The sequence below is a fragment of the Methyloligella sp. GL2 genome, assembly GCF_013341275.1.
Taxonomy (GTDB): domain Bacteria; phylum Pseudomonadota; class Alphaproteobacteria; order Rhizobiales; family Methyloligellaceae; genus Methyloligella.
The window spans coordinates 3069146-3088448 of record NZ_CP054476.1 but is presented as its reverse complement, the minus strand read 5'-3'; the positions used below and the strand labels follow the sequence as shown (position 1 = coordinate 3088448).

Here is a 19303-nt window from a genome sequence, read left to right as displayed (position 1 = left end):
GCGTCAATGAACGCCAGCGCGATACGGCCCCCCGACCGCCGGGAATCTAACCGATTGGCGCGAGCCTGTCGCGCCGCGCCCGCGACCTAGCCCTCCGCCAGATGGCGCTCCGCTTCGGCCAGATCGTCCGGGGTGTTGATATTGAAAAACGGGTCGATCCCGGTGCCGCCAAGCCGCTCAACCGGAAATTCCACGCGGAGCGCGCCCGCCCGAGCCATAAAGTCATGCAGCTTGCGCCCGCCGCCTTGCAGATAGTCGGCAAGCGCCGGTTCCACGGAGAGCGGCCAAGCTGCAAAGGTCGGATGGGTGCCGCTCTGTGATGCGGCCATGGCCGGGGTGCCGGTCTCCCGCGCCGCCGCAGCCAGCCGCGCCGCAAGATCCTCCGGGAAGAACGGCGTATCCGCCGCCGCCGTCACCAAGATCCCATCGCCGGCAATCGTCTCGCGCGCCCAGGCGAGCCCTGCCGCGACTCCGGCCAGCGGGCCGGCATAGCCTTCCAGCGCATCGGCCAGCACCGGGCGTCCATAACGGCTCAGCGTTGCCGGGTCCGCATTGGAGCTGATGGCCAGCGCGGAGACTTGCGGACCGAGTCGCATCAGCGCCCGGGCGAGCAGCGTCTCCCCGCCGAGCAGGCTCTGCGTCTTGTCGCGCCCGAAGCGGCTGGAACGGCCGCCGGCGAGCAAGAGTCCGGCAATCTTCTCCGTCACGATGACGATGTCCTTACCATCTTTGCGGCGCGCTGTTCCGTCGCGTCGCGCCCCGCTGCTACAGCCTTATCTAACAGCGAAGCCTTTGATGCCACTCATATACCGGGGAAAGAATTATGAACGAGAACGTCGCCAAGGCGGGGATTGCGACGGTCAGGACCGCGGCGAATCTGTTCGCGCCGCTGGCGCTTCGCAGCGTGAAGCTGAAGAACCGCATCGCCATGTCGCCGATGTGCCAATACAGCGCCGAGGAAGGCCTCGCCAACGATTGGCATTTCGTCCATCTCGGCAGCCGCGCCGCCGGCGGGGCAGCGCTGATCATGGTCGAGGCGACCGGCGTCACCCGCGACGGGCGCATCTCGCCCGGCGATCTGGGGCTCTGGAGCGACGATCATGTCGCCCCGCTGGCCCGCATCGTCCGCTTCGTGGAGAACCATGGCGCCGTGGCAGGCATCCAGATCGGCCATGCCGGGCGGAAGGCAAGCTGCGAGCCGCCCTGGGCCGGCGGCAAGCGTCTGCGTTCGGTGGAGCAGGGCGGCTGGTCGGTGGTGGCGCCGAGCGCCATTCCCTTTAAGCCGGACGATCCGGAGCCCGTCGCCCTGGACGAGCGCGGCCTCACCGCTATTCAGCGCGCCTTCCAGCTCGCCACCCGCCGGGCGCTGGAGGCCGGCTTCAAGATCATCGAGATCCATGCGGCTCACGGCTATCTGCTGCACGAATTCCTCTCCCCCCTCTCCAACCGCCGTCAGGACGAGTATGGCGGCAGTCTGGAGAACCGCATGCGCTTTCCCTTGCGCATCGCCGAGACGGTGCGTGGCATCGTCCCGCGGACGCTGCCGGTCTTCGTGCGCATCTCGGCCACCGATTGGGTCGAGGGCGGCTGGGATATCGAACAGTCGGTGGAATTCGCCAAACGGCTGAAAGCCCTCGGTATCGATCTCGTCGACACCTCCACAGGCGGGCTGGTGCCAGATGCGCAGATTCCGGTCGCGCCCGGCTTCCAGGTGCCCTTCGCGGCGCAGATCCGCAAACAGGCGGGAATCATGACCGCCGCCGTCGGCCTGATCACCGAGCCGGAGCAGGCAGGCGCCATCGTCAAGGACGGCGAGGCCGATCTGGTCATGCTCGGACGCGAGTTGCTGCGCGATCCCTATTGGCCGGTGCATGCCGCCCCCGCCCTCGGCTATGACGCCGATTGGCCGATCCAATACGGCTACGCGGTGAAATAAAGCCGCCAACGCCGTCACCCTTCAAGACGCGCCTGCCTCGCGGAGGGTGACGGCGGCGCTTCCGCCGACTAGATATACGGGCATGAGCGAAGACATTACCAAACAGGACGTGCTCGAGGCGCTGAGCCGCGTGCCCGGTCCCGACGGCAAGGGCGATATCGTCGCCCAAGAGCTGCTCTCCGAAATCGTCATCCATAACGGCAAGGTCTATTTCTCCATTGCCGTCGATCCGGCCAAGGCCAAGGCCCTGGAAGGCATGCGTATCGATGCCGAGCATGCGGTGAAATCGCTGCCCGGCGTGAAGAATGCCGTCGTGACCCTGACGGCAGACCGGGAGGCGGGCAGCGGCCCGGCCCCCGGCAATGGCGCCAGCGCCGCCCCGCCGCCACAACAGCCGGCCCGGCAAACCTCGCCCTTCGATAAGCCCAAGCTTGGCCCCGATGCCCGTCCCAAGGGGACGCCGGTTCCGGGTGTCGGCGCCATCATCGCGGTGGCCTCCGGCAAGGGCGGCGTCGGAAAATCGACGACCGCGGTCAATATCGCCCTCGGGCTCAAGAGCCTCGGCAAGACCGTCGGCATTCTCGATGCCGATATCTACGGTCCGTCCATGCCCCGGCTTCTGGGGCTGAAGGGCAAGTCGCAGGAGCTGGTCGACAACAAAATCCAGCCCTTGGAGGCCTATGGCCTCAAGGTCATGTCCATGGGCTTCCTGGTGGACGAAGAGACCCCGATGATCTGGCGCGGGCCGATGGTGATGTCGGCCTTGAGCCAAATGCTGAAGGATGTCGCTTGGGGCGTGCTCGACGTGCTGGTGGTGGATATGCCCCCCGGCACCGGCGATGCCCAGCTCACCATGGCGCAACAGGTGCCGCTTGCCGGCGCGGTGATCGTCTCCACGCCGCAGGATCTTGCTCTGATCGATGCCCGCAAGGGCCTCAACATGTTCCGTAAAGTCGACGTGCCGGTGCTCGGCCTGGTGGAGAATATGAGCACCTTCATCTGCCCCCATTGCGGCGGGCAGTCGGACATTTTCGGCCATGGCGGGGCGCGGCACGAGGCGGAGAAGCTGGATATCCCGTTCCTCGGCGAGGTGCCGCTGACCATGGTCATCCGCGAGACCTCCGATGCTGGCGCACCCATCGTCGCCAGCGATCCGGAGAGCGCCGGCGCCAAGGCCTATGTCGAGATTGCCGGAAAGGTGCTTTCGCAGCTGGAGCGTCACCAGGGAGGCCCTAAAGCCGCCCCGCGCATCGTCATGGAGCAGTAGACGACTCGGGGCCTGCACCCTTCGAGACGGCACGTTCCGCGCCCCCTCAGGGTGAGGAGAGATGTTGTGCTTGGCGCTGAGCAAGGCGTCGGCTTACCCCTTCCCCCTGGAAGGGGGAGGGACGGGGTGGGGGTCAGGCGGCTCCAAAGCCTATTGCGAAAAAGAACCCCCTCTAACCCAGTCAGCGCTGCGACCGAAGCCTTGCTCTAGCGTCATTGCCGGGCTTGTCCCGGCAACCCATGAACACCGGCCTCCGTTGATTCACGAAGACTGGGGTTGTGGATACCCGGCACAAGGCCGGGTATGACCACGAATTTGAGTGTCGGAGAGCCCGATTAAGCGACCGCGGTGACCTGCTTGCGCAAGGTGCGCACTTTCGGCGTGGCGCGGCCGGCCTCTTCCGACGAGACCGGCTCGCTGTAGAGGAAGCCTTGCACCTGCGGGCAGCCATATTCCCGCAGCATGGTTGCCTGCTCGACAGTCTCCACGCCCTCCGCGGTGACCGTCATGCCCAGCGCCTTGCCGAGCGCAACGATGGTCTTCACGATCGCCTTCACCGCCGGATCCTTGGTCATCGTATGGATGAACTGGCGGTCGATCTTGATCTTCGAGAACGGGAAACGCGCCAGATAGGAGAGGCTGGAGAAGCCGGTGCCGAAATCGTCCATGGCGATGGCGACGCCCAGCGCCCGCAGCGTCTTCAGCTTCTGCAGCACTTCTTCGGTATCGTTGATCAGCAGATTTTCGGTGATCTCCAGCTCAAGCCGCTCCGGCGGCAGCCCGGTCTCTTCCAGAATGTCGGACACCACCTTGGCGATATCGCTGTCGCGGAATTGCGCCGGCGACAGATTGACCGCCACCGTCACGGGCGAGGGCCATTTCACTGCGTCCGAGCAAGCCCGGCGCAGCACCCATTCGCCGAGCGGCACGATCAGCCCAGTATCTTCGGCCACGGAAATAAAATGCGCCGGTGCGATCTTGCCGTGCACCGGATGGTACCAGCGGATCAGCGCTTCGGTGCCGGTCTGCTTCTCGGTCTGCAGCGAGAATTGCGGCTGATACAGAAGGTCGAACTCGCCGCGGCCAAGCGCCAGGCGTAGCTCGTGCTCCACCATGCGGCGGCGCTGCAGCGCCTTGTCCATGCTGCGCTCGAAGAAGCACATGCGCTGGCCGCCGTCGCGCTTGGCGCGGGTCAGCGCGATATCGGCATGTTTCAGCACGACGCCGGCAGATTCGCCGTCGCCCGGCGCCAGCGCGATGCCCACAGAAGTTGTGCACACCATCTCCTTGCCGTCGATCAGGAAGGGCGCGCGCATCACATCCACCAGCCGGTGCATGAAGTTCATCACATCGGCGAGATTGGTGATGTCGGTCAGCGCAATGGCGAACTCATCGCCCCCGAGCCGCCCGAACAGATCGCCCTCGCGCATTGTGGTGCGGATCCGGCGGGCGATTTCGCTGAGCACCGCATCGCCCCCGGAGTGATCCAGCATATCGTTGATTTCTTTGAACTTATCGACGTCCACGCAAAGCACCGCGATATGCGTGCGGGTGCGGAACATCTGGTTCAGCGAGTCGCTCAACAGCTTGGTGAAGGCGGTGCGGTTCGGAAGCCCGGTCAGCGCGTCATGATTTTCCAAAAACCGCAGCTGCTGCTCGGCCTGGTAGCGCTCGCGGCTCCGCATCCAGGCGATCGTGACCGGGGTTGCGATGCCGATCGCCAGGAGCAGCAAGGTGATCACGGTGATCAGGCTGAAATATTCGCCGAACGCCCGTGCCTGATCGCTCTGATCGAGAAAGGCGACCAGCGTGCCTTGCGGGCTGCCGGAGAGCTGCATCGGGACGGTGAGTGCCGCCAGATGGTCCGGCCCTCCATCCCCCGTTCCGTCATACAGCGACACAGAAGGGCGGGAATGACGCGGCGCCGCCGGCGCCCCGGCGGTAGTGTCGCCTTGGGCCGAATCGAGATCCAACGCCGATTGCCCGCTGGTAAACACCAGCTTTCCGTCGCTGTCATAGAGCTCGTAGCGCAGGATGCGGTGGGCGTAGCCCAGCTCGCCGAACATCTCGTTCATGCGCGAGGCGAGCGAAGGCGAGGCCAGCGCATCGAGCAGATAGCCCGGACGGCTGACGAGCTCCGACGAGATCCGGTTGGCCGCCGTCTCGGCTTCACGCTCGAGCTGGTAACCGCTGATCTTCGCCGGCGCGATAATGGCGATTGCGCAGATCAGGACTGCCAGAAGTCCAAACCCCGCCCACTGCCAATGCTGTTTGAGCATCCCCATCCGAATTATCAGTCCGCGTCGCAATTGCCGCCTTGTTTAGCGCAACCCTATGACTCAGCGGTTAAAATCGGCGTAATGGGCGTGCTTAACAAAACCATGCCGAAAATCCGGCCCTAAGACCGCCGGCAAACTGCGCAGCAAATGCGGATGCGGATAGGGGAGTTGGGCTAGCCGCCGGTGGTCGACATATGGCGCGCGACCGCCGGCCGGCCGCCGCGCTCGATGACGAAATCGTGCCCCTCCGGCTTGCGGGCGATGGCCGCGTCGATGGCCTCGTTCAGCCGTTCATTGCCCTCGCTGGCCCGCAGCGGCGCCCGCAAATCGGCGGCATCGTCCTGGCCGAGGCACAGATACAGCTTGCCGGTGCAGGTGAGCCGCACGCGGTTGCACGATTCGCAGAAATTATGGGTCATCGGGGTGATGAAGCCGAGCCGGCCGCCGGTCTCGGCGACCTCGACATAGCGCGCCGGTCCGCCGGTGCGGTAGGGGATCGGGGTCAGCGTATACTGGCTCTCCAGCTGCTGCTGCACCGCCGAGAGCGGCAGGAACTGGTCGGTGCGGTCGCCGCCGATATCGCCCAGCGGCATGGTCTCGATCAAAGTGAGGTCGAAGCCCTTGCCGTGGCACCATTCGAGCAGACGCGGATACTCGTCGTCGTTCAGCCCGAGCAGCGCCACTGTGTTGATCTTGATACGGATTCCGGCCGCCTTGGCGGCCTCGATCCCTTCCATCACCTGATCGTAATTGCCCCAGCGGGTGATCGTCTTGAAGCGGTCCGGATCGAGCGTATCGAGCGAGATATTGATGCGCTTGATGCCGAGATCGGCGAGGGCTTGCGCATGGCGGGCAAGCTGGCTGCCATTGGTGGTCAGCGTCAGCTCCTCCAGCGCACCGGAGCGCAAATGCCGCGACAGCTGCTCGATCAGCCACAGGATGTTCTTGCGCACCAGCGGCTCCCCGCCGGTGAGCCGTAGGCGGCGCACCCCCTTCTCGATGAAGGCGGTGGTCAGCCGGTCCAGCTCTTCCAGGGTGAGCAGGTCCTTGCGCGGCAGGAAGCTCATATTCTCCGCCATGCAATAGACGCAGCGGAAATCGCAGCGATCCGTCACCGAAACGCGAAGATAGGTGACGTGCCGGCCGAACGGATCGACCATCGCCGGCTGCGGCTGCCAAATGCTCACGCGTCCTCCTCCGCGCCCTCGCGCGTTTTCGTCTTTCGGCTATAGACCTTAGCGCTCTTTACCACGCGTGCATGGTAGCGTGCATCCTCAAGCGCGTGAGCCTGCGGATCGCGGCGCTTCAGGGGCGTCTTGCGGCGGTCCGAACCGCCGGTTGCTGTCGTCTTGCGTGCCATCGCCTTGTCGATAAATGCCGAAAAGCCTTGCTCGGCCCTCTAATATAGGGGCCATTTCTCCGATATCATGGTTTGCGGCGGAAGGAGGAGAGCTATGGATAATCAGCCGATGAACGACGAGAAGTTCAACATGTCGATGCGGAAATTTCTCAAACAGGTGGGCGTGACCTCTCAGCAGGCCATCGAGGAGGTGGTCCGCGCTGAGAATCTCGGCGGCAAGGGCAAGATGAAGGTGAAGGCGGTGCTGACCGCCGAAGGCACCGCACTCGACCATGTCGTCGAGGGCGAGATCGACCTTGGCTGAGGAAGCGGCCGCCACGGCCGGCGCAGCGGCACCCTGGCCGACCGAGCTTCGTGTCGACAAGGAGAAGCGCAATCTGCTGGTCCTGTTTGACGACGGCTCCAGCCACGACTTTTCGGCGGAGTTCTTGCGCGTCGTCAGTCCCAGCGCCGAGGTGCAGGGCCACAGCCCCGAACAGCGGGTCACCGTGCCGGGTAAGAAGACTGTGCGCATCGCCCGGCTGGATCCGGTGGGCAATTATGCCGTGCGCATCGTGTTCGATGACGGCCACGACACCGGCCTCTACTCCTGGTCCTATCTGAAGGAGCTGGGCGAGACGCGCGAATCCCGCTGGCAGGCCTATATCGAGGAGCTGGCGCAGAAGGGGCTGACGCGTTAGCGCCACCCCCATCCGCGGGCTTTCCGATCAGCCGTTTGCCTTAGGCAGCGCTTGCATCGGGCAACGTTCCGGTCAGGCGAGTTCAATCAAGCATGGGCGAAGAACGCGTCGTCCGCGCCCACGATCTGCGGGTCCGGCGCCGTGGCGACGCTTTTATCCTTCCCCGGATAATCCAACCCGTGCAGCACCGCGCGGATGGAGTTGAGCCGCGCCCGGCGCTTGTCGTTGGAGCGGACCACCAGCCAGGGCGCGTGCTTGGTGTGGGTAAACTCGAACATCTTGTCCCGCGCCTCGCTATAGGCGTGGAACTTGCCGAGACCGTCGAGATCGTTATCGGTCAGCTTCCACCGCTTCAGCACGTCGTGCCGCCGGATATGGAAGCGCTTCAGCTGCATCTCGCGCCCCACCGAGAGCCACAGCTTGATCAGCACGATCCCGTCCTCGACCAGCCCGTGCTCGAATCGCGGGCATTCGTTGAGGAACTTGTGATACTGCGCCTCGGTGCAATAGCCCATCACCGGCTCCACCGTGGCCCGGTTGTACCAGGAGCGGTTGAAAATCAGCATATTGCCGGTCGAGGGAAGCTGCGCCACGTAGCGCTGGAAATACCATTGCCCTTGCTCCACCGGGTCTGGCTTGGAAAGAGCGACCGTCCTTGCATGGCGCGGATTGAGATGGGCCATAAAGCGCTTGATGCAGCCATCCTTGCCGGCCGCGTCCCGGCCCTCGAAGATGATCACAATGCGCTTGCCTTGGGTCTCCACCCAGTGCTGCAGCTTCAACAGCTCGATTTGCAGCGGCACCAGCTGTTCCGAATAGACCTTGTGCTTCAGCCGCTCGTCATAAGGGTAGCCGCCGCTGCGCATCGCCTTGTCGTCGATCGCCTTGGGCAATTTCGGATCGTCGATATCGAATCCGGGCAGCTCTTCGCCTTTGCCCGCATCCTCGAGCAAGAATTGATCCGCCATTCGTTTCCTTCCGCGTTCTTCCCGCCCCCTTTTTTGACGCCCAGACGGCATTATCTAAGGAGCGACATACAAAGATGATAGTACGCGCCATGTCGCAAAACCGTGATCGATTCCGCGCAATCATCAATGAAATCTGAAAGCTTGATTCGCTTTGCCGTCTGGTTGAAATACCCCGGCGCGTGTCGGCCGGGGTTGCGGATCGACGCCTTTACAGCGTGCAGAACATGCTAGGTATCGCCGAATGGACAGCTTTTACGATCTAGGTGCGAGGCTCAGGGCAGCGTTTTGGCTGATTCTGGCCGTGGCGCTGATTTTGTCGACGCTGGTGGCATTCACCGGCGTGCCGGCGGCGTATGGCTTTGCCAGCTTCCTGATTTTCATCGCCTGCGTGCTGGCGGCACCGCGCAACCTGCCCACCCGTATCGAGCAAAAGGATAGGCGCCGGCGCCCGATCCAGAAATCCAACGCCGACGTTTCCATGCGTCTGGTGGTGGAAGCCTTCCCCGATCCGGCGATTTTGCTCAATCGGGCCGGCCATGTGCTGTTCTTCAATCCCGCCGCCCAGAATGCCTTCGCTTCGCTGCGCGAGGGCGGCCATATCTCCTCGGTGATCCGCAATCCGGCCTTTCTCGATGCGCTGTCCGATGCGCCCGAGCGCGGCCGCCCGATCACCGTGACCTATGCCGAGCGCGTGCCCGTCGGGCGGCGCATGTCGGTCACCGTGGCGCCGCTTGCCCGTCCCAATGAGCGTGTGCCCAGCATTCTGGTTCTGCTGCGCGACCTCACCGAGCTTGAGCGCATCAACCAGATGCGCGCCGATTTCGTGGCCAATGCCAGCCACGAGCTGCGCACCCCGCTAGCCTCTTTGCGCGGTTTCATCGAGACCTTGCAGCTCAGCGCCAAGGACGATTCCGGCGCCCGCGAGCGGTTCTTGAAGGTGATGGCCGAGCAGGCCGCCCGCATGACCCGCCTGATCGACCAGCTTCTTTCGCTGAGCCGGGCGGAGATGAACGTGCACGTGCCGCCGAGCAATCTCGTCGATCTCAACGTGGTGATCGATCATGTGCGCGATGCGGTGGAGCCGCTGGCCCAGGAGCACAACGCCACCCTGGAAGTTCAGCGTTTCCCCAGCCCGGCCCTGATTCGCGGCGATCGCGACGGGCTGGTTCAGGTGTTGCAGAATCTGATCCAGAACGCCTTCAAATATGGCGGCAAGGAAGGCGTGGTGAAGATCGAAACCCGGTATATCCAGCCCAATGGCCGCGGCAACGGCCGCTACTCCATCTCCGTCGTCGACAATGGTCAGGGCATCTCGGCGGAGCATCTGCCCCGCCTGACCGAGCGCTTTTACCGGGTGGATGTGGCCTATAGCCGGGAAAGCGGCGGCACCGGGCTGGGCCTCGCCATCGTCAAGCATATCGTCAACCGCCACCGTGGCGAGCTGGCGATCTCTTCCAAGCCGGGCGAAGGCTCCAGCTTCACTGTGCTGTTCGACGCCGCCGAAAGGCCCGAAGGCGCGCTCGACGCGACCCCCGAAGCCGCCGAATAACACCAGGCTTCCGCGCGGGCGCGTTTCCCGTATTCGCGCCAGTTATCCCCTGTCTCCACAGGGGCCTCCGACCCCCTCCCAGCACTGTTATCGAAACGTCACATAAGTGACATAAACCGAAAGAGCCGGGCAGAGCCCGGCCTTGCAGCTCGAAACGGGGTGCCGCGCGCGGAAGCGGTTTCGCAACCGGTGCGGCCTCGATGGGAGCGGACGGAAAAGGATTGCGCTGGGTGGCATTGGCACCGTCAGACGAGCGGCCCGCGGAAAGCGCCGGCAAAACCGATAGTCCACAGCCAGGCTGGAAGAAACCTTAGTAAAATCAGTGAGTTTGCCTGTCACAAAGACGAATCATCGCTGTCATAAAAGGATTAAGGCTCAGGGCTAGCTTGCCCGCGAGCTGACGGCGTGATGCTGCGCTAACGGCGGCTCAGATCCAAACAAGGGAGAGCTACAAGTGAAAAAGATCTCTATTGCGGCGGCTTCGCTCGCTGTTGCCGCGCTGTGCACGGCCGGCCCGGCGCTGGCGCGTGACCAGATTCAGATCGCTGGCTCCTCGACCGTTCTGCCCTACGCGCAGATCGTGGCCGAGGATTTCGGTAAGTCCTACTCCAAATACCCGACCCCGGTCGTCGAGTCCGGCGGTTCCTCCGCTGGCCTGAAGCAGTTCTGCCAGGGCCTCGGCGAGAACACCATCGACATCGCCGACGCTTCCCGTCCGATCAAGGACAAGGAAATCAAGGCCTGCTCCGAAGCCGGTGTGAAGAACATCATGCAGGTTCGCTTCGGCTATGACGGTATCGTCTTCGCCAGCACCGCCGACGGCCCCGACCTGGCTCTGGAGCCGAAGGATCTCTACCTCGCTCTCGCTGAGCAGGTTCCGGTCGACGGCAAGATGGTCAAGAACCCGAACAAGACCTGGAAAGACGTGAACGCCGATCTGCCGGATTGGAAGATCGCCGCTTACATCCCGGGCGAGAAGCACGGCACCCGCGAAGTGTTCGAGGAGAAGGTCCTGGCCAAGGGCTGCGAGGCTTCCGGCGGCATGAAGGCGCTTGAAGAGTCCGGCATGGACGAGGATGCGGTGGAAGATGCCTGCATCAAGGTCCGTAAGGACGGTGCCGCGGTCGACATCGACGGCGACTACACCGAGACCCTGGCCCGCCTGCAGTCCAATCCGGAAGGCATCGGCGTGTTCGGTCTCTCCTTCTACGAGAACAACACCGACAAGCTGAAGGTCGCCACCATGAGCGGCGTCACCCCGTCTGTCCCGACCATCGCTTCGGGTGAGTATCCGGTGTCCCGTCCGCTCTTCTTCTACGTGAAGAAGGACCACATGGACGTCATCCCGGGCCTGAAGGAGTACGTCGAGTACTTCGTCAGCGACAAGATGATCGGCCCGGACGGCCCGCTCGCCGAGTACGGCCTGGTGCCGCTGCCGGAGGACGAGGCTGAGGCTCTCCGCGAGGAAGTCAAAGAGGGCAAGATCCTCAGCATGTAAGACCGCTTCGGTCTTCGAGAATTCGGGGAGGCGGATGTCCCTCTGGCGTCATCCGCTTCCCCACCTGCGGGGCAAAATTTCAAAGAGGCGACCGTGTCCAGTCTGGCAATCCTAGCGTTCCTTTTGATAGCGGCAGTCGTCGCCTATTTCGTCGGGAACTACCGATCCAACGCCGTCTCCGAAGGCGATAGCCGGATCCTTCACTCCCGCCCATCCTACCATGGCGCTTATCTCGCCATTTGGACCGTCTTGCCGGCGCTCCTGGTGCTGGCCGTCTGGTCCGCCGCCGAGCGCCCGGTGCTGCAATACATCGCCATGCAGGAGATGCCGCAATCGGTGCTGGATAGCTCCGAGGCGCAAAAATCCCTGACCATGAACGTGGTCGACAGCATCGCCGAAGGCCTGCCCAAGCTCAGCCCCCAGGAATACGAGACCGTGCGCAAGGCCGGTTACGGCTTCGTCACCACCCAAGATGCGCGCGACGTCCTGTCCAAACATCACGTCATTCTCGGCTCCAACCCCGAACCCTATCTGCTTCGCGCGGCCGACGAATATGCCAGCAAGCGCGAGCTGAGCCGTATCCTCCTGCCCATCGTCTGCTTCGGCCTGGCCATCGGTTGTTTCGCCTGGGGTTACTTGCGCATCCGGCCCAAGCTGCGCGCCCGCAACATCGTCGAGCACGTCATGCAGGCGGGGCTTCTCGCCGCTTCCACCGTTGCCGTGCTCACCACGCTGGGCATCGTGCTTTCGGTTCTGTTCGAAACCATCCACTTCTTCCAGCTCGTGCCGCCGGCCGACTTCTTCTTCGGAACGGTCTGGGATCCGCGCTTCTCCGCCGCTGGCGCCGGTCCCGACTCCAGCGGACAGTTCGGTTTGCTGCCGCTGCTCTGGGGCACCACCTTCATCTCGCTGGTCGCGCTTCTCGTCGCCGTGCCGGTGGGGCTGTTCGCCGCCATCTACATGTCGGAATACGCCAACACCAAGGTGCGCACCTTCTCCAAGCCGGTGCTGGAGATCCTCGCGGGCATCCCGACCATCGTTTACGGCTTCTTCGCTCTGATCACCTTCGGCCCGTTCCTGCGGGATATGGGCGCCGCCATCGGTATCGACGTCTCCGCCTCGAGCGTGTTGACCGCCGGCATCGTCATGGGGGTGATGATCATCCCCTTCGTGTCCTCGCTCTCCGACGACATCATCAACGCGGTGCCGCAATCTCTGCGCCAAGGCTCTTACGGGCTCGGCGCCACCCAGTCCGAGACCATCAAGAAGGTCATTCTGCCGGCCGCCTTGCCGGGCATCGTCGGCGCGGTGCTGCTGGCCGCCTCGCGCGCCATCGGCGAGACCATGATCGTGGTGCTCGCCGCCGGTATCGCCGCCAACCTGACCCTCAACCCGCTGGAGCCGGTGACCACCGTCACGGTGAAGATCGTCAGCCAGCTCACCGGCGACCTTGAGTTCAACAGCCCGCAGACCCTGGTCGCCTTCGCGCTCGGTCTCACCCTGTTCGTCATCACCTTGGGGCTGAACGTCTACGCCCTCTACATCGTCCGCAAATACCGGGAGCAGTACGACTAATGACCGATCAAGCGGGGATCCTCCCAGGCATCAGCGTCGCCAATGAGAGCCACAAGCGGCTCGCCAAGCGGCACGCCGCCGAGCGCCGGTTCCGTTGGTACGGCATCTTCGCCCTGCTGTTCGCCTTGGCCTTCCTGGTGTTCCTATTCGGATCCATCATCGGCAAGGGCTGGACCGCCTTCCTGCAGACCTCGGCGCATCTGGATGTCTATTTCGATCCGGCGATCGTCAACCCGTCGGGCAGCAATCCGGTCGACCAGGACGAGCTGATGCGCGCCGACTACACCAAGCTGGCCCGCACCGCGCTCTACAAGGTGCTGGACGTCAACACCGACGAGCGCAAGGAGCGCTTCGCCGCCAATAAGCTGCTCTCCCGCGGCGTCGACGTGCAGCTGCGCGATATCGTGATGAACGATCCGTCGGTGATCGGGAAGCATCGCGAAGTTTGGCTGCTCGCCGCCGACGATGTCGATGCGCTGCTGAAAGGCTCCATCGACCGCGACATTCCGGAGGCCCGCCGCGGAATCAGCGATCAGCAGGTCAAGTGGGTCGATCAAATGGTCGACGAGGGGATGATGAAGAAGCGGTTCAATACCGGCCTCTTCGTCAACGGCGCCTCGAGCTATCCGGAGACCGCCGGTCTCGGCGTGGCGCTGATCGGCTCCTTCTTCATGATGCTGACGGTGATCTTGCTCGCCGTGCCGCTGGCCGTCGCCGCCGCCGTCTATCTGGAGGAGTTCGCGCCCAAGAACCGGCTGTCGGACGTCATCGAGGTGAACATCAACAACCTCGCCGCGGTGCCCTCCATCGTGTTCGGTCTGTTGGGCCTGGCGGTGTTTATCAACTTCTTCGGCCTGCCGCGCTCCGCGCCGCTGGTCGGCGGTCTGGTGCTGTCGCTAATGACCTTGCCGACGATCATCATCGCCACCCGCGCCGCGCTCCGCGCCGTGCCGCCGTCGATCCGCCAAGGCGCCATGGGCGTCGGCGCCTCGAAGCATCAGGTCATTCTGCATCATGTCCTGCCGCTGGCGCTGCCCGGCGTGCTGACCGGCACCATCATCGGCCTGGTCCAGGCGCTCGGCGAAACCGCGCCGCTTCTGATGATCGGCATGGTCGCGTTCGTGGCCGACTACCCGACCAATCCGCTGGAGCCCGCCACCGCCCTGCCGGTCCAGATCTACATGTGGGCGACGGCGGCCGAGCGCGGCTTTATCGAACGGACCGCGGGCGCCACCATGGTGCTGCTCGCCTTCCTGATCATCATGAACAGTGCTGCAGTTTATCTACGCCACAAATTCGAGCGTAAGTGGTAGAGAGGGGATAGGGTAATGGAGGCTAAGTTGGAAGAAGCGCAAGCCACGCGCGTACAGCCGCCGGTCGAGCCGGAGCAGATGCCGGGCGCTCTCCCGGAGGACAAACGCGTCCTGAAAATGGCCGCCAAGGACGTCAATCTTTGGTACGGCGAGAAGCAGGCGCTCTACGACGTCTCGCTCGATGTCTTCGACAATTCGGTGACCGCCCTGATCGGGCCGTCCGGTTGCGGCAAGTCGACCTTTCTGCGCTGCCTCGATCGCATGAACGACGTCATCGACGGGGTGAAGATCAAGGGCGATATCCGTCTCGACGGCAAGGATATCTACGCCTCCGACGTCGATCCGGTGCAGCTTCGCGCCCGCGTCGGCATGGTCTTCCAAAAGCCGAACCCGTTCCCCAAATCCATCTTCGAGAATGTCGCCTACGGGCCGCGCATTCACGGCCTCGCCCGCTCCAAGACCGACCTTGAGGAGATCGTGGTGCAGAGCCTGACCCGCGCCGGCCTGTTCGAAGAGGTGAAGGATCGTCTCGACGAGCCGGGCACCGGTCTTTCCGGCGGCCAGCAGCAGCGGCTTTGCATCGCCCGCGCCATCTCGGTGAGCCCCGAGGTTCTCTTGATGGACGAGCCGTGCTCGGCGCTGGATCCGATCGCCACCGCGCGCATCGAGACCTTGATGGACGAGCTGAAGAGCAATCTCTGCATCGTGATCGTCACCCACTCGATGCAGCAAGCGGCCCGCGTCTCCGAGCGCACCGCCTTCTTCCACCTCGGCAATCTCGTCGAAGTGGACGACACCACCAAGATGTTCACCAACCCGGTTGACGTCCGCACCCAAGATTACATCACGGGCCGCTTCGGCTAAGCGACAGGCGGCTATCAGGAGAGCGCTCCATGGACGAACACGAACACATCGTCAGCTCCTACGAAGAGGAGCTTTCCACGCTGAACAATAAGATCGCCAAGATGGGCGGCCTTGCCGAGCAGGTTCTCGGGCAGTCGATCGACGCCTTGCAGGCGCGCGATCCCGAGCTCGCCGGCGATACCATTCAACTCGATGAATCCATCGACCTCCTGGAGAAGGAGATCGAGGAGCAGGCGGTCACCATGATCGCCCGGCGCCAGCCGCTGGCCTACGATCTGCGCCAGATCATGGCCGCCTTGCGCATCTCCTCCGATCTGGAGCGCATCGGCGATCTCGGTAAGAACATCGCCAAGCGCGCCCTGGCCGTCGTCGAGGAGCAGCAGCCCAAGCAGCTCATGCTCGGCCTGCGCCATATGGGCGATCTGGCCCTGGAGCAGCTCAAAGAGGTGCTGGACGCTTTCGTCGAGCGCGACGCCGACCGGGCCCTGAAGGTTTGGTACAAGGACGAAGATATCGACTCCATGTACAACTCGCTGTTCCGCGAGCTCCTCACCTACATGATGGAGGATCCGCGCAATATCGGGCTCTGCACCCATCTTCTGTTCGGTGCCAAGAATATCGAGCGGGTCGGCGACCACGCCACCAATATTGCCGAGACGGTCTACTTCCTGGTCCATGGCACGCCCATCTCCGATGAGCGTCCCAAGGGCGACAAGACGAGCAGCACGCCCTTGCCGTTGCAAAGGTCGGCTAGCTGAGCGAGGTGAAGATGACGAACGGAGCAGGTGCAAAGGTCCTCGTGGTCGAGGATGAGGAGCCGTTGGCGCTCCTCCTGCGTTACAATCTGGAGGCCGCCGGCCACACCGTCGATGTGGTCTATCGGGGCGACGAGGCGGAACTGACCGTCGCCGAAAGCGTGCCCGATCTGATCATTCTCGACTGGATGCTCCCGGGGCTTTCCGGGCTGGAGCTGTGCCGCCGCCTGCGGGCAGGGCGCGAGTCCCGCAACATCCCGATCATCCTGCTCACCGCGCGCAGCGAGGAGACCGATCGCATCCGCGGCCTCACCATCGGGGCCGACGATTATGTGGTGAAGCCGTTCTCGGTGCCCGAGCTGATGGCGCGGGTGCAGGCGATCCTGCGCCGCACCAATCCGGAGCGTATCGCTTCCGTCTTGAGCGTCGGCGATATCGAGCTCGACCGCGTCTCCCACCGGGTGAGCCGCAACGGCCGCGCCATTCATCTCGGCCCGACCGAGTTTCGCCTGCTGGAATTCCTGATGCAGAGCCCGGGTCGGGTGTTCAGCCGGGCCCAGCTTCTCGACGGCGTCTGGGGTCGCAATGTCTATGTCGACGAGCGCACCGTGGACGTTCATATCGGGCGGCTGCGCAAGGCGATGATGAACGGCAGCGAGGCCGATCCGGTGCGCACCGTGCGCGGCGCCGGCTATGCCTTCTCCGACGCCCTCACCGAAGACGCTTAAGCGTCGGCATCCTGTTCCGGCGCCCCACGTCTTATGGCGCGCTTCAGCCGTATCTGACTTGGGTGTCACGAACGCCGCGTCTGAGCAGCGACCGCTGTGTTCATGGATGCCCGGCACAAGGCATGTGCTCGGGCCAGCAAAGCTGGACCCGAGTGCCGGGCATGACGCCCCCGGAAGGGCAAGGACTGTGCCCTAAATCGCTTCCGTCTTATTAAGCGCTCAAGTAGGCCGGTAGCGCACCAATCAAGCGCTCAAGTAGGCCGGAGGCCGGTAGCGCAAACAAAAAAGAAGGCGCCCCCGTTAAGGTGGCGCCTTCTCGTTCCCCGCTTTTTTGACCGGGCTCGCCTCAGGCGGCCCAGCCGTCCCTCTAACCGGTCGCTGAGCGCTTATCCCGGCGGCGCTGCACGGGCTGATAGGCCATGCGCGCGTGATGTTCGCAATAGGGCACGCCCACCGGGCTCTTGCGTCCGCAGAAATGGAAACCCTCTTCCCCCGGATCGCCGATCGGCCAGCGGCACATGTTCTCTTTCAGGTCCAAGATCGTCGCCCGCTCATGCAGCGGGATCACCAGCTCTTCCACCGCGGGAGCCGGAGCGACCTGGACCTCTTCCTCTTCCTCGAAGCTCGGCTTCAGTGCAGTCGCGCCCCGCGTGGCATAGACCACCTGCGGCTGCCGCTGAGGCCGGGGCGTATGGGTCCGGCGCACTCGCGGCGCCGAAGAGCGCGACGTGGTCGCCCGTCCCGAAAGCCCCAGACGATGCACCTTGCCGATCACCGCATTGCGGGTGACCCCGCCGAGCCTCCCTGCGATCTGACTTGCGCTCAACCCATCGGCCCAGAGCTTCTTCAGAAGCTCCACCCTTTCTTCATTCCAAGCCATGAATGCCTCCTCGTATTCTTTCGGACTCAGAATCCGCCCCCGGCCGCAAAAACGGCTGAAGTAAAACTCTGGTCTACATGTGAGATGGACCGCTCAGATCTTGCGCGTACACCGCAACATCTTGTGGCCGAGCGGTTACTACCCTACTAGCTCCGGATTCTTGCGGCAAGCGTCCGCCGTGCTTGAAATCCGCGTTTTCCACCGAAGATGCCAAATTTTGCCACCACGGCGGCCGGAACACAAACCTTCCTTAACCATTCCCCGGGGACAACTTCGATTCGGCCTAAGACAAACCGCTGGAAAGCCTGTGCACGGGGGCCGATTGACAGGCGCTGTGCACCGACCTAAAGCTCTATTTTTCCTTGCTGCCGCCGGTTTGGCGGCAGTTTTGTTTCAGGGACACAGACCACCCTGGGGAAAGCCGATGTCGGCCCTATTTCCGACCTACGCCCGTAACGAATTAACCTTCGCGCGCGGCGAAGGTGCCTGGCTCATTGACGAGAACGACGAGCGCTATCTGGACTTCGGCTCCGGCATCGCGGTGACGGCGCTCGGCCATTGCCATCCCCATCTGGTGGAGGCCTTGACCGATCAGGCGCAGCGCCTGTGGCACCTTTCCAATCTTTACCAAATTCCGGCCCAGGAGCGGCTGGCCGAACGGCTGTGCCAGGCGAGCTTCGCCGACAAGGTGTTCTTCGCCAATTCCGGTGCCGAGGCGATGGAATGCGCCATCAAGACCGCGCGGCGCTATCACTTCGCCACAGGCAACCCGGAGCGCTACCGGTTGATCGCGTTCGAAGGCGCCTTCCACGGCCGGACGCTTGCCACCATCGCCGCCGGCGGTCAGCAGAAGCATCTTGAAGGTTTCGGCCCGCCCATGCCCGGCTTCGACCATGTGCCACTGCACGATCTCGATGCGGTGAAAGCCGCCATCACCGAGGAGACCGCCGGCATCATCATCGAGCCGATCCTTGGCGAGGGCGGCCTGCGCGACGTCACCCATCGCTTCCTGCACGAACTGCGGGACCTCTGCGACGAGCACGGCCTGTTGCTGATCTACGACGAGGTGCAAAGCGGCATGGGCCGGACCGGCAAGCTGTTCGCCCATCAATGGGCCGGCGTTACGCCGGACATTATGGGGCTGGCCAAGGGGCTCGGCGGCGGCTTCCCCGTCGCGGCTTGCCTTGCCACCGACGAGGCGGCCACCGGCATGACGCCCGGCACGCACGGCTCCACCTTCGGCGGCAACCCGCTCGCCATGGCGGTGGGCAATGCCGTGCTCGACGTGATGCTCGAGCCGGATTTCCTGCCCCGCGTCTGCGAGATCTCGCTGCGCTTCAAGCAGCGCCTCGCGGCCATCAAGGACGAATATCCGCAAGTGATCGAGGAGGTGCGCGGCCAGGGCCTGATGCTGGGCCTGAAGTGCACGTCATCGGTCTCTAATCTTGCGCTGGTAAAATCACTCATTGAAGAAAGGCTCCTGACCGTCCAAGCCGGCGACAACGTGGTGCGCCTGCTTCCGCCGCTGATCATCGGGGAAACCGAGATCGATCAGGCATGCGAGAAGATCGAAGCCGCCTGCGCTGCGCTCGCGCCGTCGGTGCCGGCCGAGGCCTAGCCCGGCTCCGAAAAACCGAACGGTCAGATTGAA

The 19303-nt window shown here is 63.7% G+C and carries 17 protein-coding genes; 12 read left to right on the top strand and 5 right to left on the bottom strand.

Annotation, left to right across the window (positions count from 1 at the left end):
- Positions 1-86 precede the first annotated feature (86 nt).
- Positions 87-707, bottom strand: coding sequence for a molybdenum cofactor guanylyltransferase MobA (gene mobA / locus HT051_RS14365; RefSeq protein ID WP_174542668.1), 621 nt, complete (start codon positions 705-707; stop codon positions 87-89).
- A 116-nt stretch (positions 708-823) separates the two neighbouring features.
- Here mobA and HT051_RS14360 point away from each other — a divergent pair, with 116 nt between their 5' ends.
- Entirely contained in the window at positions 824-1936 is a 1113-nt protein-coding gene (locus HT051_RS14360) for an NADH:flavin oxidoreductase/NADH oxidase (protein WP_174542667.1), read from the top strand.
- An 82-nt stretch (positions 1937-2018) separates the two neighbouring features.
- Positions 2019-3203: an Mrp/NBP35 family ATP-binding protein gene (locus tag HT051_RS14355; RefSeq protein WP_174542666.1), complete on the top strand. Its 1185-nt coding sequence runs from the start codon at positions 2019-2021 to the stop codon at positions 3201-3203.
- A 335-nt stretch (positions 3204-3538) separates the two neighbouring features.
- On the opposite strand, the gene HT051_RS14350 is transcribed toward HT051_RS14355, so the two are convergent.
- Together HT051_RS14350 and moaA are read right to left on the bottom strand one after the other, a co-directional pair.
- On the bottom strand, positions 3539-5488 hold the full coding sequence (locus tag HT051_RS14350) for a bifunctional diguanylate cyclase/phosphodiesterase (RefSeq protein ID WP_208454337.1): 1950 nt from the start codon (positions 5486-5488) through the stop codon (positions 3539-3541).
- 167 nt (positions 5489-5655) lie between these two features.
- Positions 5656-6642, bottom strand: coding sequence for a GTP 3',8-cyclase MoaA (gene moaA, locus HT051_RS14345; RefSeq protein WP_174543042.1), 987 nt, complete (start codon positions 6640-6642; stop codon positions 5656-5658).
- A 309-nt stretch (positions 6643-6951) separates the two neighbouring features.
- Here moaA and HT051_RS14340 point away from each other — a divergent pair, with 309 nt between their 5' ends.
- Both HT051_RS14340 and HT051_RS14335 read left to right on the top strand, forming a co-directional pair.
- Positions 6952-7146, top strand: a complete 195-nt coding sequence (locus HT051_RS14340; RefSeq protein WP_174543041.1) for a DUF6494 family protein — start codon at positions 6952-6954, stop codon at positions 7144-7146.
- Positions 7139-7522, top strand: coding sequence for a gamma-butyrobetaine hydroxylase-like domain-containing protein (locus tag HT051_RS14335; protein ID WP_246810109.1), 384 nt, complete (start codon positions 7139-7141; stop codon positions 7520-7522). The genes HT051_RS14340 and HT051_RS14335 overlap by 8 nt, the downstream gene beginning before the upstream one ends.
- Positions 7523-7608: 86 nt before the next feature.
- Here the strand turns inward: HT051_RS14335 and ppk2 are convergent, their stop codons facing one another.
- The gene (gene ppk2, locus HT051_RS14330; RefSeq protein ID WP_174542663.1) at positions 7609-8490 is read right to left on the bottom strand and encodes a polyphosphate kinase 2; all 882 of its coding nucleotides are present in this window, start codon (positions 8488-8490) and stop codon (positions 7609-7611) included.
- A 241-nt stretch (positions 8491-8731) separates the two neighbouring features.
- Between ppk2 and HT051_RS14325 the strand changes: the two genes are divergently transcribed.
- From HT051_RS14325 to phoB, 7 genes are all read left to right on the top strand, one after another.
- Positions 8732-10039, top strand: a complete 1308-nt coding sequence (locus tag HT051_RS14325) for an ATP-binding protein (RefSeq protein ID WP_174542662.1) — start codon at positions 8732-8734, stop codon at positions 10037-10039.
- Positions 10040-10493: 454 nt separating this feature from the next.
- Positions 10494-11537, top strand: a complete 1044-nt coding sequence (locus HT051_RS14320; RefSeq protein ID WP_174542661.1) for a PstS family phosphate ABC transporter substrate-binding protein — start codon at positions 10494-10496, stop codon at positions 11535-11537.
- A 93-nt stretch (positions 11538-11630) separates the two neighbouring features.
- Positions 11631-13112, top strand: coding sequence for a phosphate ABC transporter permease subunit PstC (pstC, locus tag HT051_RS14315; RefSeq protein ID WP_174542660.1), 1482 nt, complete (start codon positions 11631-11633; stop codon positions 13110-13112).
- The gene (gene pstA / locus HT051_RS14310; RefSeq protein ID WP_174542659.1) at positions 13112-14425 is read left to right on the top strand and encodes a phosphate ABC transporter permease PstA; all 1314 of its coding nucleotides are present in this window, start codon (positions 13112-13114) and stop codon (positions 14423-14425) included. Before pstC ends, pstA begins: the two co-directional genes overlap by 1 nt.
- A gap of 78 nt (positions 14426-14503) precedes the next feature.
- The gene (gene pstB / locus HT051_RS14305; RefSeq protein WP_174543040.1) at positions 14504-15289 is read left to right on the top strand and encodes a phosphate ABC transporter ATP-binding protein PstB; all 786 of its coding nucleotides are present in this window, start codon (positions 14504-14506) and stop codon (positions 15287-15289) included.
- 29 nt (positions 15290-15318) lie between these two features.
- Positions 15319-16047: a phosphate signaling complex protein PhoU gene (gene phoU, locus HT051_RS14300; RefSeq protein ID WP_174542658.1), complete on the top strand. Its 729-nt coding sequence runs from the start codon at positions 15319-15321 to the stop codon at positions 16045-16047.
- A gap of 11 nt (positions 16048-16058) precedes the next feature.
- Positions 16059-16772, top strand: coding sequence for a phosphate regulon transcriptional regulator PhoB (phoB, locus tag HT051_RS14295; RefSeq protein WP_174542657.1), 714 nt, complete (start codon positions 16059-16061; stop codon positions 16770-16772).
- Between the two features lie 367 nt (positions 16773-17139).
- Here phoB and HT051_RS14290 read toward each other — a convergent pair whose 3' ends face one another.
- Entirely contained in the window at positions 17140-17652 is a 513-nt protein-coding gene (locus tag HT051_RS14290) for a GcrA family cell cycle regulator (protein ID WP_174542656.1), read from the bottom strand.
- Positions 17653-18076: 424 nt separating this feature from the next.
- On the opposite strand from HT051_RS14290, the gene HT051_RS14285 reads away from it, so the two are divergent.
- The gene (locus HT051_RS14285; protein ID WP_174542655.1) at positions 18077-19270 is read left to right on the top strand and encodes an aspartate aminotransferase family protein; all 1194 of its coding nucleotides are present in this window, start codon (positions 18077-18079) and stop codon (positions 19268-19270) included.
- The last annotated feature ends 33 nt before the right edge of the window (positions 19271-19303 follow it).

Coding starts and splice junctions, on each gene's coding strand:
- HT051_RS14360 (WP_174542667.1), top strand. CDS start 824: ATGAACGAGAACGTCGCCAAGGCGGGGATTGCGACGGTCAGGACCGCG.
- HT051_RS14340 (WP_174543041.1), top strand. CDS start 6,952: ATGAACGACGAGAAGTTCAACATGTCGATGCGGAAATTTCTCAAACAG.
- HT051_RS14355 (WP_174542666.1), top strand. CDS start 2,019: ATGAGCGAAGACATTACCAAACAGGACGTGCTCGAGGCGCTGAGCCGC.
- pstB (WP_174543040.1), top strand. CDS start 14,504: ATGCCGGGCGCTCTCCCGGAGGACAAACGCGTCCTGAAAATGGCCGCC.
- HT051_RS14325 (WP_174542662.1), top strand. CDS start 8,732: ATGGACAGCTTTTACGATCTAGGTGCGAGGCTCAGGGCAGCGTTTTGG.
- HT051_RS14350 (WP_208454337.1), bottom strand. CDS start 5,488: ATGGGGATGCTCAAACAGCATTGGCAGTGGGCGGGGTTTGGACTTCTG.
- HT051_RS14290 (WP_174542656.1), bottom strand. CDS start 17,652: ATGGCTTGGAATGAAGAAAGGGTGGAGCTTCTGAAGAAGCTCTGGGCC.
- pstA (WP_174542659.1), top strand. CDS start 13,112: ATGACCGATCAAGCGGGGATCCTCCCAGGCATCAGCGTCGCCAATGAG.
- ppk2 (WP_174542663.1), bottom strand. CDS start 8,490: ATGGCGGATCAATTCTTGCTCGAGGATGCGGGCAAAGGCGAAGAGCTG.
- HT051_RS14285 (WP_174542655.1), top strand. CDS start 18,077: ATGTCGGCCCTATTTCCGACCTACGCCCGTAACGAATTAACCTTCGCG.
- moaA (WP_174543042.1), bottom strand. CDS start 6,642: ATGGTCGATCCGTTCGGCCGGCACGTCACCTATCTTCGCGTTTCGGTG.
- phoU (WP_174542658.1), top strand. CDS start 15,319: ATGGACGAACACGAACACATCGTCAGCTCCTACGAAGAGGAGCTTTCC.
- phoB (WP_174542657.1), top strand. CDS start 16,059: ATGACGAACGGAGCAGGTGCAAAGGTCCTCGTGGTCGAGGATGAGGAG.